Consider the following 14280-nt stretch of genomic DNA (forward strand, 5'->3'; position numbering starts at 1 on the left):
ACGAGAGCACATGAGTGAGACCACACAGACCGTCGTCTTCGTGGGGCTGGGCTACATCGGCCTGCCCACTGCCGTGACGCTGGCCAACAGCGGCGTGCGGGTCAAGGGCGTGGACGTGAACGAGTCGGTCGTGGAGCGCGTCTCCCGCGGCGAGGTCACCATCGTGGAGCCGGGCCTGGAGGAGGAGCTCAAGCGGGCCGTGGACTCGGGTCAGTTCACCGCGTCCACCGAGATGCAGCACGGCGACGCCTTCGTGATCGCCGTCCCCACGCCGTTCAAGGGCGACCACGTGGGCGACACCTCCTACATCGAGGCGGCCGCGCGCAATATCGCTCCGCTGCTCGAGGGCGACGAGCTCGTAATCCTGGAGTCCACCTCCCCGCCGCAGACCACGCAGCTGCTGGGCCGCGTGCTCACCGAGGCCCGCCCCGAGCTCACGACGGATCCGGAGGAGGCCGAGAAGGGCGGCAAGAAGCTCATCCACCTGGCCTACTGCCCCGAGCGCATCCTGCCGGGCAAGGCCATGGAGGAGCTCGTCACGAACGACCGCATCATCGGCGGCATGACCCCGGAGGCCGCCAAGCGCGGCAAGGCCGTGTACGCGACCTTCTGCCAGGGCGAGCTGCTGGAGACCGACGACGTCACCGCCGAGATGGCCAAGCTCACCGAGAACTCGTTCCGCGACGTCAACATCGCCTTCGCCAACGAGCTGTCCCTGATCTCGGACAACCTGGGCATCGACGTGTGGGAGCTCATCGAGCTGGCCAACCACCACCCGCGCGTGAACATCCTCCAGCCCGGCCCCGGCGTGGGTGGGCACTGCATTGCGGTGGATCCGTGGTTCATCGTGTCTTCGGATCGGGAGAACTCGAATCTGATCCGCACGGCGCGTGAGGTCAATGATGGGAAGCCGCGGTGGGTGATCGGCAAGGTGCGTGAGGCGCTGGCTGGTCGCCAGAGGCCTGTGGTGGCGGCGCTGGGGTTGGCGTTCAAGGCGAATATCGATGATCTGCGGGAGTCGCCGGCGTTGAACATCGCCAAGGACCTGGCTGAGTCGATGCCTGAGGTCTCGGTGTTGGCGGTGGAGCCGAATGTGTCGGAGCTGCCGAAGGCGCTGGCTGGGCTGTCGAACGTGGAGCTGGCGGAGACTGCGGAGGCGATCGAGCGTGCTGATGTGGTGCTGGTGCTGGTGGATCACGATGAGTTCAAGGGTGTTCCTGCTGCGGCTCTGAAGGGCAAGGCTGTGGTGGACACCAAGGGCCTCTGGCGCTGAGCCGAGGACTGCGCACGGTCGGCGGCCGGGTCCTCGCTGAGGGCCCAGTCACCGGGGATCTCCCGCTTGACGACAGGACATCAGCTTGCACGACGACGAATGCCGGCCGATCGGTCAGGCGAAGGGCCTGCTCGAGGCGGAGCTGCGCCGCAATCCCGGGCATGCGCTGAAGCGGATCGAGGAGCAGCAGCGGCGCATCCGTGAGCTCGAAGCCCAGGCTGCGCGGGTCAGGACTCAGCTGAGGACGTCGAATGCTGCCAAGACAGCCCTCGGCCGACGGCTAGAGGAGGTATCGGCTGAGCTCGAGCTCCGGACTGCGGATGCAGCTCCGCCCAAGTCGGCGGAGGAATCATCGCCTGATGCAGCAGATCCGTCGGAGACGGCTGATGAGTCTCCGGAGCTCGCCGGTGACGCGTCCGCGTCCGCGAGTGCCGACACAGATGCCGCGCAGCGTGGAGGGCCGGAGGATGATGCGGCCTACAGCTCCGAGTCCGTGGAGGAAGTCGAGCTGAGTCGGGAGCAGCTGGAGAGCCGTCTGGCGGACGAGCCCACATCGGGGCACTTGGCCGCTTGTGTCGCCAGACTCTGGCACCGGCACGGCTGCGTGACGCGCTGTGTGGAGCTGCTGGAGACCCATCGAGATCTCATCGCCGGCATGACTGTCAATCAGCGGAAGCTGGCGGAACGGATCCAGGGGACGCAGAAGCTGGAGCGCGACCTCTCACGGATCGTCCCGTGCCGAACGGCCGGTGCCGCCTATCTCCCGGAGCAGGGCCGGGTCATGTACTGCGCGTACTCCACGCCGGCCTTCCATTCGAACGGGTACAGCGTGCGGACCCAGGGCGTCGTGTCCGGCATGAAGGAAGCCGGTTCCGATGTTTTCGTCATCGGTCGCAGCGGCTACCCCTGGGACATTCGTTCGCTCGAGAACGTGCCGCCACGTCGTCGTCGGCATGTGTCCACCATCGACGGTGTCGACTACGTCCATCTGCCGGAAGGCGATGCCGCCACGATGCGTGCCGACGACTACGTTCAGGTCGCGGCGGACAGCTTCGTCAGGGAGGCGCGTCTGCGCAGGCCGTCGCTGATCCACGCAGCTTCGAATTTCTTGAACGCCCTTCCGGCTCTCATCGCGGCACGTCGTCTCGGTCTTCCGTTCGTCTACGAGGTGCGGGGCCTGTGGGAGGTCACCGAGGCCTCCAAGGTGCCCGACTGGTCTGAGACAGAGCGCTATGCGTGGCAGGCGAGGATGGAGGCCTTCGTCGCATCGCAGGCCGATGCCGTCCTGGCGATCACACAGGAGACCAAAGATGAGCTCGTCCACCGCGGTGTACCGGCGGAGCGGATCGAGCTGCTGCCGAACGGGGTCGATGCCCAGTCCTTCCTCCCGCTTCCTCGAGATGAGACCTACGCCAAGTGCCACGGGCTGCGCACGGATGTTCCGGTCATCGGCTTCGCCGGCTCTTTCGTGGAGTACGAAGGTCTCGAGGTGCTCCTGCAGGCGGCCAACATCCTTCGGGGGAGGAAGGTATCGTTCCAGATCGCTCTGGCCGGCGGTGGGGGAGTGTATCCCCAGCTCAAGGAGTACAAGGAGGGTCGCAAGCTCGGAAGCCGCGTCAGGTTCGTGGGTCGCCGCCCCGCGGGGGAGATTCCGAACTTCCTCTCGTGCGTGGATATCGTGGCCTGTCCTCGGCAGGCGCTGCCTGTCACGGAGATGGTCTCTCCCCTGAAGCCGCTGGAAGCGTTCGCAGCGTCCAAGCCGGTCGTTCTGTCCGATGTCTCTCCGCACCGCACGCTGGTGGGCGAGCACCAGGAGCGGGGGCTGCTGTTCCAGCCGGGCAGCCCCAAGGCGCTGGCGGACGCGCTGCAGAGTCTCATCGAAGACGTCGAGCTGCGTACAGCCAAGGGTCGTGCTGGACGGCTGTGGGTGGTGGACGAGCGGCAATGGCCCGATCTAAGCCGCAAGATCCGCGACGTCCACCGTTCGGCCACGCGTCGTCACGCTCTGGAGGCCCACCTCGGCAAGCAGGTGCGCGATCTGCGCATCGGCCTGATCGCCGATGAGTTCACCGCCAAGACCCTGCAGCGGGCAGCCCAGATCGTGGCGCTCGATCGCGAGCGGTTCGAGGATCAGCTGCGCGACGAGCAGCTGGATCTGGTGTTCATCGAGTCGGCGTGGAGCGGCAATGACGGGCAGTGGCACCGAGGGGTCGGCTACTACTCCGACGAGGAGGACGCCTCACTGACTCGGCTGCTGGCGTGCTGCCGCGAGGCAGGAGTGCCCACCGTGTTCTGGAACAAGGAGGACCCGGTTCACATCGGCCGCTTCAGACGCACCGGTGCACGGGTCGATCATGCCTTCACGACCGATGCCGACATGATCGGGAAGTACCTCACTGAGGCGCACGAGATGACCGACGGCGCAGCGATCACTGCTGCCTCGCTGCCCTTCTACGCTGATCCTGCGGTGCATAACCCGCTGCCCAGTGGCAGACCCTACGAGGACTCGATCGCGTATGCGGGAACCTTCTACGGAGAGCGATACGCGCAGCGCTCTCGGCAGCTCGAGCAGATGCTGGTCGCCGCCAAGGAAGCCGCTGGCGGAGAGCTGGCCATCTACGATCGGCAGCTGGCTGTGCCGGATTCGCCGTACCGCTTCCCTCCCGAGTTCGCCGACGATGTCCGAGGCTCACTGCCGTACGACGAAGTCCTGGACAGCTACAAGTCCCATATCGCCAATCTCAATGTGAACTCGGTGGCCGAATCTCCGACCATGTTCTCCCGCCGGGTCGTGGAGATCGCCGCCAGCGGCGGCCTCGTCATGTCAGCGTGGTCGCGCGGGGTCACCGAGACCTTCGACGGACGCATACCGAACACGAACAACGACCTGTACTGGCGCGCATACCTGGGAGCCTGGGTCCACGATCCGGACGAGCACCTGCGCGAAGCCTGGCTGCAGCTGCGCACCGTCCTGCGCAGTCACACGGTCGAGACAGCTCTGATCCTGATGGCCCGCACTGCGGGGGTGGCAGTCGGGGGTCTCCGCCTTCCCACATGGGGATGCGACCTGGATGCTGGCAATGCGGAGCACGTGCTGACCCAGTCTGTGCCGCCGGCGGCGGTGCGCCTCACGGCCGATGATCCGACGCTGCACCGTCGTTGCACGACCATGGGCATCACCGTGATCGGCCCGGAGGACTCCGTACCTTCCGAGGTCGAGTGGTGGGCGCAGGTGCCGTTCACACACACACGCACCTGGGCCGAGGACATGCTCTGGGCGACTCGATGGGGCAGCTGGGACGCGCTCGTCTCACGTGCCCGCAGCGGCGGTCCCCGTGATGGAAGAATCCTGGCGATGCCAGGGCCGGTGCCGGAGGACGGCAGCGGAAGCATGGTGCGGGTCGGCTCGGGGGCCGGTGCTGCGTCGGGGACGCCTTCTGGAGCGGCCGAGGCGCTCACCCTGACCATGCCCGGTCGGGCCTCCTCGCCGGACACCTCAACGAGTCCGAAGCCGGGCAGAAGCGCTGCCGTCGAGCGCCTGGGCACGGTCCTGATCGCGGGTCATGACCTCAAGTTCGCCCGCTCATGGATCGCTCATCTGGAGTCCTCGGGCACAGAGGTGCTCCTCGATGAATGGGCGAACCACGCCGAGCACGATGAGCAGCTCTCCCTCGAGCTGCTGAGCCGAGCGGACACGGTGTTCTGCGAATGGGGCCTCGGGAACGCGGTCTGGTACTCCCGCCGTGTCCGCCCCGGCCAGCATCTGGTCGTGCGGGTCCACGCACAGGAGCTGCGCCGGCCGTACTTGAGTCGGATTCGTCATCAGTCGGTGGACGAGTACATCTTCGTGGGCGAGCTGATGCGCGATGCGGCCGTGCGCAGCCACGGTGTCCCGCGCGCGAAGACCCGGGTGATCCCCAACATCGTGCGAACCTTGGCATTGGACCAGCCCAAGACGGCGGAGGCCGAGTTCACCATCGGAATGGTAGGCATCGTGCCCCAGCTCAAGCGTCTGGACCGCGCGGTGACGGTCATCGAAGCGCTCTCGGATCACGACACCCGATGGACCCTGCGGGTGAAGGGCAAGCGGCCGCAGGACTACGAGTGGATGCGGCGCCGTGAAGAGGAGATGGCGTGGTACGGGGAGTGCTACCGCCGCATCGAGGAGCTGAACGAGAGATCCGGTCGTGAGGCGGTGGTGTTCGATCCTCACGGTGATGACATGCCCGAGTGGTTCCAGGGCGTCGGGTACGCCCTGTCAGTGAGCGACCTGGAATCGTTCCACCTCACGCTTCCGGACGGCGCGGCGTCCGGTGCTGTGCCGGTGTCATTGGCCTGGCCCGGTTCAGATCTGATCTATCCCCGAGAGTGGCTGAGCTCGAGCCTCGACGCCATGTCGAGCCGGATCGTCTCTCTCCAGGAGGACCCGATGCAGCGGGAAGAGCTGTTGCACCGAGCAGCTGAATTCGTACGCCGAAGCATGAGCGAATCCATCATCCACAGCCGTCTGGATGCGGCAGTGAAGGGAGAACCCGATGTCCGATGAGTCTCAGCCCGGGCCGACGTCCGAGGTGCCGGGAGAACGCATTCAGGGAATTCTGACGGACAAGTCACGACAGATCTCCGTGCTCGCCGGAGAGCTCTCGGCGAGCTACGAGAAGGAGATCAGGTTCCTCACCGGAATGATGCGACGCGATCGGCAGCTCGCGCGGTACCAGGCGCGTGCGGCCGAGGATGCAGAGACCATCCAGGAGCTGAAGGAGCTGCGAGGCCGGCATCTCAAGAAGATCTGGTGGCTGGAGAGCGAGCTGAACAGGCAGAAGGCCAGCGCCCGAGAGGCACAGCAGCTGCGTGAGAGATTGACCGCGTTGCAGCGCTCGCCCTTCGGGCGCCTCCAGCGCCGCTACTGGAAGCTCCGGTCGAGGAAGGGCTGAGACATGGCACAGCTGAATTTCGAACAGGCCCTCCGCCGACAGCAGAGGCTGACGACAAGGGTGAGCGAGCTCCAGGAGCTGAAGACCCGATCCGCTCACGATGCCGCCTACTACGGATCCGTGGCGTTCGGTCGCGCTGTCTCCTCGGATCCGGCCTCAGCGATCTGGGAGCCGGCCAGGACCCCTGAGGAGTACCAGGCGCTTAGACGGGCCATGTCCAGGGACACCGACGTGGCCTCGATGCTCGACAGGAGTCGGACGCTGCCGGAATCGACCGGAAGCCGCCTGCTGCAGCCCCATCGGACCAAGGTCGCGCTGCTGTGCGACGCCTTGCTGTTCGATGCGCTCGACGGCACTGCGGACATCCGCTACCTCGATCAGGAGGGCTGGCGGGACACCCTCGACTGGGCAGAGGTCCTGCTCGTCGCCTCGACCTGGCGAGGTCGCTTCGACGACTGGCATGGCGCCACGGGTGGGGGCAATCCCCTCAGGATGTCGGTGATCCCGTACTGCCGGGAGCACGGCATCCCTGTGATCTTCTATTCCAAGGAGGACCCGCCGAACTACGATCGGTTCCTGGCACTGGCCCGGGAGGCGGACTACATCGTCACCTCCGATGACCTGAAGATCCCCGACTACCACCGCGACTGCCCTGATGCCCTGGGCATCATCTCGACCACCTTCGGCGTCAGCCCCTGGCTGCATCATCCGGTCGGTTCACGGCGCATCAGGGACCAGCGGGTGCTCTTCGCGGGCTCGTGGCTCGCGCACAAGTACCCCAAGCGGCGGATCAGCGCCCGGAGGCTTTTCGACGGGGTCCTGGAGGCCGATCGCGACCTCCTGATCCTCGACCGGAACAGCGCGCTGGGTGATCCGCGATATCACTATCCGCAGGAGTACCTGGGGCAGCTCGCCATGGGTGTCGATCACGACGACCTGATGCGCTTGCAGCGCACGGTGGATGTTCATCTGAACCTGAACTCCGTCAGCTACAGCCCCACGATGTTCGCCAACCGGGTCGTCGAGCTGCTGGCCATGGGCGGTCTCGTGCTGTCCAACTACTCCATGGCGGTGAACGACCTCTTCCCCGAGGTGCAGCTGATCGATCAGGCTGCTGAGGTCGCGGCCACCCTGGATGCGGTCTCGTCGACGGAGCGCTATCGGACCCAGATGTCCGGTGTCCAGCGTGCCTGGAGCAGCCACACGGCCCATGCGCGCATGGCGGACATCCTCCGTTCCGCCGGCTTCGACACGCACCCGGCCGCTGCACGCGTCGCGGTCGTGGCGGATCAGGTCACACCGGAGATCCATCGCATGGCGCGGCTGCAGTCGACGGAGGTCGCCGTGCTGTCATCGGCCGAGCTGCGGGATCGGCGCGAGCACTTCGACGTCGTCGTTCCGTTCGACTCGGAGTACAGGTACGGGCGGGATCATGTGGCGGGGCTCGTCAACGGCTTCGCGTACACGGCCTCGGACGCCGTGACGCGCTTGGCGCATGAGGCCGCCGGCGAGATCGTCCACGACGACGAGCACGAGTTCGTCACTCGGGACCGCCTGGACCCGGGGCGAAGCGCCCTGTGGCTGGATTCTGAGGCCGGCCGCAGGTACCTGCAGACGGGCGGGCTCGGAGGGGATGTCTACGCGATCGACCCCTTCGGCGTGGACATCTCGGCCCGGGAGTCCGTCCATCTGTCGGAGCCCACCGACCCCGGCCTGGAGCCGATCGGCCCGCGGACGGAAGCGCTCGCCGCAGCGGCGCCGGGTGATCCGGTGCTGACGGTCGTCGTCCCGGTCTACAACAACGGCCGGTTCCTGGAGCACAAGTGCTTCCGGTCCCTGCAGCGCTCCTCGATCTTCGACCAGATGGAGATCCTGCTGATCGACGACGGGTCGACCGACGGCGAGACGCCGCAGATCGTCGAGGACCTCGTGGCCCGGTACCCCGAACGCGTGCGCGGATACGCCAATCCGCGAGGTGGCTCCGGCAGCGCATCCCGTCCTCGGAACCAGGGCCTGGCGATGGCGCGTGCGCCCTTCATCACGTACCTGGACCCGGACAACGAGGCTGTGGAACACGGATATGCAGAGCTGCTGGACCTCGTGCGGAGAACGGGAGCAGACTTCGCGATCGGCAACATGCTGAAGCTGGCCGCTCGACGCTGGAAGGTGGACAACACGGCTCACCTTCGCAAGCACCTGCCGGTCTCCCGGGAAGGGGGCTTGACCTCGCCTCCGGATGCTCTGACGCGTATCGGCTTCCAGCCGATGTCCATCCAGGCCCTGGTCGCTCAGACGGGCTGGCTGCGAAGCATCGGCATGCATCAGCCGGTGGGCGCCCTCGGACAGGACTCGTACGCGTTCCAGCAGATGCTGCACGGAGCTCGGCGCCTCGCCGTGACGGACACGATCATCCACGTCTACTACGGCGCGGTCTCCAACTCCATGGTGAACACCGTGGGCCCGGGCTTCTTCGCGAAGTACGTCCCCATGGAGGAGGCTCGGGTGGCATGGCTGCACGAGACGGGGCTGTACGACGACTACTGCGCCGTGAGGGCGAAGCGATTCCTCGCCGGCTGGATTCTGGGGAAGCTCAACAGGGATGTCGCCCCCGAGCACCTCGACGAGTGCAGACAACTCGTCAGACAGCTGGCTTCCTTCTACGCGATCGAGCTGGAGGAGACGACTGACGAGCAGGGCAAGCCCATCCTGGCGATCCGCGAGGAGACGGCCGCGGACCCGACGGCCGATCCGCGGGAACGCGTCCCGGCTGCGGGCGAGGTCGCCCCGGCGTCCGAGGAGGGCGCGCTGTGAGCGCCGTCGCAGCACCGCAGAGGAGGCATCCATGGTGAACCTCGAGGCCGCGCAGCGCCAGGCCCTCGGTGCCAATTTCGTGGCCCGGCCCGACGATCCTGCTCAGGTCGCCGATCTGCTGGCAGGGCGGCTCACGTTGCCGCCGCATGCGCCGTGGACCCTTCCTGGCGATCCGACGTGGTCGGAGGACCCGTTCAGCGACAACAACTGGCAGTTCCAATATCACATGCTGCGCTGGCTGGATCCCCTGCGTCGCGCGGGACAGGCCGGTGACGCCGACGCTGCAGCCGCCTGGGAGCACTACGCGCGCTCCTGGGTCGAGGCGAACCCGCCGGGGGACAGCAGGTCGTGCTGGGCCTGGATGGACATGACCGACGGCATCCGGGCCCTCGAGCTCTGTCATGGCCTCTGCGTGGTGGGCGAGCAGGATTGGCTGATCCGGTCCCTCGAGCAGCACCGCGACTGGCTCAGCGACCCCGCGCACATCAAGCACGGCAATCACGGCCTGCATCAGACGGTCGGGCTCTTCGTGGTCGCCGCCGTCCTGGAGGACTCCTCCGTCATGGACTCGGCCGTGGCGAGCCTGGGGGAGAGACTGCGAGGGGCATGGGATGAGCAGGGAGTCAACGAAGAGGGCTCGCTGGCCTACCACCGGATGAACTATCACTGGTGGCAGGACACCATGGTCAGGCTCGACCTCGAGGGTGTGGATCGACCGGCGGGCGCAGAGCGCCTGGAACTGGCTCCCATGGAGATGGCCCATGCCACGTCTCCGCTCGGGAAGCTGGCTCGTATCGGGGACACTAATGCAGCTTCGATCAGTGATGTGGATCATCCATCGGCCCAGTACGTCACATCGAACGGAGCCGAGGGGACTCCTCCCAAGTCGACGACAGCCGTCTTTGACGGCGGATACGCCTATGTGCGCAGCGGCTGGGGAGAGAGTCGACCGTTCACCGAGGAGACCTTCCTGACCGCGGTCTTCGGACCTCAGAACAAGCTGCATGGCCACCGCGACGGCGGGAGCATCACCTACTGCTCCAAGGGCACGCAGTGGCTCCAGGATCAAGGCCGTTTCTACTACGGCAAGGAGCCCATGCAGCGCTACATGGCCTCCCGGGAATCGCACTCGCTGATCGTCCTGCCCGGTCGCACCGCCCGCACAGCAGCTGACGTCGAGCTGACCCGCCACCGGGATGACGAGCACTGCACTGATCTGCTGCTGGCGGACCCCAGCTATGACGGCGTGCAGATCACGCGTCGCATCATCTACCTCAAGCACTGGGACCTCACCCTGATCCTGGATCGGGTGCAGGCCGCGGAAGAGATCAGTGCGGAGCAGCGCTGGCACTGCGGTCGCGGCGTCGATGCCACGGCGCTGAGTCTCGGCTTCTCGCTCTCGGACGGCGACCAGACCTGCCATGTCGCGGCCCTGACGGGCAATGCCCGGCGCGACGTGCGTCGAGGCCAGAAGGATCCCCTCCTCGGGTGGACCTCGACGGGATGGCGCAAGAGCGCGCCGGTTGATGTGGCCACTGTCTACGACCAGGGCACCGACATGGTCTTCGGAGCGCTGCTCGGGAGGTGGACTCCGGCGGCCGTGGATCTGCTCACCGCGCGGCTCGCAGGGGAGAACGATGTCACGGCCCCGGTGGACCGGCTGATCCCGTCGGCTCTGCTCGCTTCTCCATGGGATGCCGCGCTGACATCCCCTGCCCGCGTGACGACCGTCCAGCTCGAGGTGAGCGCTGAGACCATCGGTCCGGATCTGATCCGCGTGACCGGATCAGGCGCTGCTCGGTACTTCGCCTTCGATCTGTTCGACGAAGGCCGGCCGGTTGTGAGGACCTCTTGGCGCACCAGGGCTGACCACACGTTCGACGTAGCGGGACTGACCAGCCCTCGGATCCAGGTTCGCAGCAGGACCACATCGGCCGATGTGCAGCGAGCCTCCATCGGGCATGAGGCGTGGCGCCGACCTCGAGCTGAGCACGGGCTGGCTCTTCCGGAGGCTGCTCCGGTCCGCACCCTGGTTCTGCTGGAGACCATGTTCTGCGACAACGAGAAGGACCCGGCGGTGCTGGCGGAGTACTTCTCCCGGTTCTCCCTGTGCCTGAGGTCGCTGATGGCCCTGCAGGTCCCGAGGTGGACGGAGGTGGTCGTCACCATCTACATGTCGGCGGACAAGTCCGAATATGTGCGCGCAGTGCATGACATCCTGGCGGATCTTCGGGAGGCACGAGGGCTCCGTCTGCGCATTCGGGTCGTCGAGTATGACCACCCTGCTGAGGGATACCCGGAGAACAGCAGGATCGATTGGCTCAAGAGCCCCAACAAGCACGCTCCCTACCGGGATGACCTGTTCCGTCGGGCGCATGAGAGCCTGGAACTGGCGACCTTCGACCAGATGATCCGCATGGCCATCGATGACGACGATCTGATGCTCCCCACGCACATCGAGACGATGGTGGACCTGGCCCACAGAGTCCTGGCGGATGCGCCGGGCACGGATGTGGTCGTGATGGGACCCCTGCGTACCTACGTCGCCTACATCGGCGATGACGGGGTGCAGCTCGAAGACGTCGAGATGCGCAGGAGCCTGACGGGCAACAAGTCGTTCGTCATCCGGAACCCGTCCATGGACGCGATCGACGGCCTGTCCCCTTGGTCGGTTCCCGAGCTCATGACCGCTGTCCAGCGCTCAGCGGCGCAGGCTCGGGGGCAGCAGTTGCGCCCGGTGCACGGCAACCGGCCGGGTTTCGTCTACATGCGATGGGGACAGAACCTGTCGTCGCACCGGAAGGATTTTCACATCACGACGACGACCAGCACGCACCGCCTCGCTGCGCCGGCGGACCTCCTGTCGTTCGGGGACCAGCCGGACCAGCGAGAGCTGAGCTTCGACATCGTTCCTCTGGACCTCCGGGCGACGGCGCGCCGCCGCGGAGGCACCGTCACGGTCACCAGCAATTTCGACAAGCTGCGGGCCGGCAGCGGTCATGTCTGCTTCCAGGTCTTCCACGGCGGTCAGCGCATCGCGTCCACCCCGTATTCACGGCGCGCAGACGCCCGATTCGACGACGTGCCTGCAGGCTCGGTCATCCGGGGATTCGTCCGGGTGGACGGCGAGATCGTCGGCAGGTGCCGGACGGAGGCCGTGTGAGCGACGCATCAGCCCAGCACTCGCCGCCCTGGCGCCAGGAGTCCAGCTTCGGCCGCAATGCCGTTCATCGGTGGGCAGATCTCTCCGAGTTCCACGGAGCTGCGCAGCGAGAGGACGGGTTCCACGTCATCGCCGATACGCACGGGGGACCGCTCGAGCTCCTGGCTCTGGGACGGCCCTTCGAGCAGCACGGCGCTCCGGTGATGGTCGTGTTCTCGGGCGCGATCACGAACAGGCAGAAGAGGACCCCGCCCTTCGCCTCGGGCCGGAATCTGGCCCCGGGCCTCGGAGTCCCCCTGATCGCGATCTCCGATCCGACGCTCTCGTTGGACAGGACGATGAACATCGGCTGGTACGCGGGGACAGCCATGCATGACGTGCAATCGGCCGTGGATGACCTGCTCCGGCCCTTGGCAACGAGGCTGGCCGGGGACCTGTGGCTGGTCGGCGGCTCCTCAGGCGGCTTCGCAGCGCTCGACATGGCGCATCGCCTCGGCAGGCACTGCTCGGCGTTCGTGTGGAATCCCCAGACGAGCATCACCGAGTATCTCCCGAACTATGCCAAGAAATTCGCGAAGATCGCCTTTCCGCGGCTTGGGGGGCAGCTCCAGGCCCCGGATTGGAAGCAGCGTCTGCGACAGGAGGCACGCAGCTGGGGCAGACGCGTGGAGCTGATCTCCGATGTCGTGCCGGCACAGGCTCCCCATCGGATGCTCTACCTGCAGGGTGTCGACGACTGGCACATGCAGTCGCACTGCGCCCCTTACCTCAAAGAGCACGGCTATGCACGTCGCGCTCCCGGAATCTGGACCCGAGGCGAAGATCGATGCATCTGGATCGCGGAGACGGGGGAGGGCCACACGCCGCCCGCCCCTGCCGCCATCCACGACATCCTGTCTCGCCTGCTGTCGGAGGAGGATTCCACGACACTGCAGCGAACGCTGGACCTGGATGCCAGACCACTGTTCGGGGAGAGGACTCTGCTCGAGCGACCGGAGGCCCTGCAGGAGGTCAAGGGCATGATCGCTCAGCTGGTCTCCTGGCGCCTCCGAGGCTCAGCCGTGGAAGGCTCCGCCCGCGAGCTGCAGCCAGGGTATGGGCGGATGCGGTGGGAAGCCGTCATGCTGGACGAGGGCGGCAGACCGCTCAAACGCTCGCCGCAGCTGTCACTGCCGGGCAGATGGGAGCTTCCAGAGCTCGAGTCGGCGCGTCGGCTCAGAATCACCCTGGTCGACGGATTCGGAGATGTACTGGTTCGCCGATACCTCCAGATCGGCGGGTGAGGAGAGGCCATGAAGAGCGTCTACGCCCATATCACCTCGGTCCATGCGGAGACCGGGAACCTCGGCGACCTGATGGGGTTCCATATCGCCGACAGGATTCTGGGGGAGGGCTCCTATCGCAAGCTGGGGATCCGGTCGAAGGACTTGCTGCCGGACGGGACGGTCGCGATCGTGGGTTCACTCATTGCGGCCGTGACCCATGCGCCGTGCCGGGTCATCGGCGGCGGGCTGATCAACGGCAATCGCCGCGACTACGGCCCGGAGTTCTCGGCCGAAGGCGTGCGGGGCTTTCTCACCCAGTCCATCCTCGGTCGTGATGCCGGCCAGGTGCCGAGGGTGATCGGCGACCCGGGGCTCCTGCTCTCGGATATCGAGCCGATGCCGCCGGTGAGATCGAAGCAGCCGCTGGGCTTCATCATCCACGCGGTCGATCGACCGGAGTTCGTGTCGCGCTACCCGGAGCACGACCCCCACATCATCGACAACTACGCCTCCCGGGGGCAGTTCGTGCGGCAGCTCTCGCAGTACGAGATGGTCGCCTCCACGAGTCTCCACGGGTGCATCTTCGCGCACGCGTACGGCATCCCGGTGGCCCCGTTCGTGCTCACGGACAAGGTGTTCGGCGGCGATTTCAAATTCAGGGACCACTATTCGTCGTTCGGCATCGATATCCGGCGCAGCGTTCTGGAAGGCGACGACGACGACGAGATCCTGGACTGCATCCGGGACGCACCTCAGCCCGCGCAGGAGCAGGTCAGGTCGTTGAAGGCACGGCAGTGGGATTCCCTGCGAGCCGCACTGCTGTGATGCAGGGGG

General features: G+C 66.4%; 7 protein-coding genes. All 7 read left to right on the forward strand.

What is annotated here, in order from left to right:
* Nucleotides 1-10 precede the first annotated feature (10 nt).
* The 7 genes from wecC (at nt 11) to FFS25_RS09190 (ending at nt 14271) form a co-directional block, all read left to right on the forward strand.
* On the forward strand, nt 11-1273 hold the full coding sequence (wecC, locus tag FFS25_RS09160; protein ID WP_137802682.1) for a UDP-N-acetyl-D-mannosamine dehydrogenase: 1263 nt from the start codon (nt 11-13) through the stop codon (nt 1271-1273).
* Nucleotides 1274-1928: 655 nt separating this feature from the next.
* Nucleotides 1929-5819 (forward strand): glycosyltransferase, encoded by a 3891-nt coding sequence (locus FFS25_RS09165; RefSeq protein ID WP_137802683.1) that lies wholly within the window; start codon nt 1929-1931, stop codon nt 5817-5819.
* A gap of 79 nt (nt 5820-5898) precedes the next feature.
* Nucleotides 5899-6207, forward strand: coding sequence for a hypothetical protein (locus tag FFS25_RS09170; RefSeq protein ID WP_171004155.1), 309 nt, complete (start codon nt 5899-5901; stop codon nt 6205-6207).
* Between the two features lie 60 nt (nt 6208-6267).
* Complete coding sequence (locus FFS25_RS09175; RefSeq protein WP_249933847.1) at nt 6268-9018, forward strand: glycosyltransferase; 2751 nt, start codon at nt 6268-6270, stop codon at nt 9016-9018.
* A 31-nt stretch (nt 9019-9049) separates the two neighbouring features.
* The gene (locus tag FFS25_RS09180) at nt 9050-12181 is read left to right on the forward strand and encodes a heparinase II/III domain-containing protein (protein ID WP_137802685.1); all 3132 of its coding nucleotides are present in this window, start codon (nt 9050-9052) and stop codon (nt 12179-12181) included.
* Nucleotides 12178-13464 (forward strand): hypothetical protein, encoded by a 1287-nt coding sequence (locus FFS25_RS13425; RefSeq protein ID WP_171004156.1) that lies wholly within the window; start codon nt 12178-12180, stop codon nt 13462-13464. Before FFS25_RS09180 ends, FFS25_RS13425 begins: the two co-directional genes overlap by 4 nt.
* Before the next feature lie 9 nt (nt 13465-13473).
* On the forward strand, nt 13474-14271 hold the full coding sequence (locus FFS25_RS09190; RefSeq protein ID WP_137802687.1) for a polysaccharide pyruvyl transferase family protein: 798 nt from the start codon (nt 13474-13476) through the stop codon (nt 14269-14271).
* The last annotated feature ends 9 nt before the right edge of the window (nt 14272-14280 follow it).

The sequence above is a fragment of the Kocuria sp. 2SI genome, from assembly GCF_005502825.1.
Lineage (GTDB): Bacteria > Actinomycetota > Actinomycetes > Actinomycetales > Micrococcaceae > Kocuria > Kocuria palustris.

What these genes read in the sequence shown, in the direction of transcription:
- wecC (WP_137802682.1), top strand. Translation starts at nt 11, where the DNA reads ATGAGTGAGACCACACAGACCGTCGTCTTCGTGGGGCTGGGCTACATC.
- FFS25_RS09165 (WP_137802683.1), top strand. Translation starts at nt 1,929, where the DNA reads ATGACTGTCAATCAGCGGAAGCTGGCGGAACGGATCCAGGGGACGCAG.
- FFS25_RS09180 (WP_137802685.1), top strand. Translation starts at nt 9,050, where the DNA reads ATGGTGAACCTCGAGGCCGCGCAGCGCCAGGCCCTCGGTGCCAATTTC.
- FFS25_RS09190 (WP_137802687.1), top strand. Translation starts at nt 13,474, where the DNA reads ATGAAGAGCGTCTACGCCCATATCACCTCGGTCCATGCGGAGACCGGG.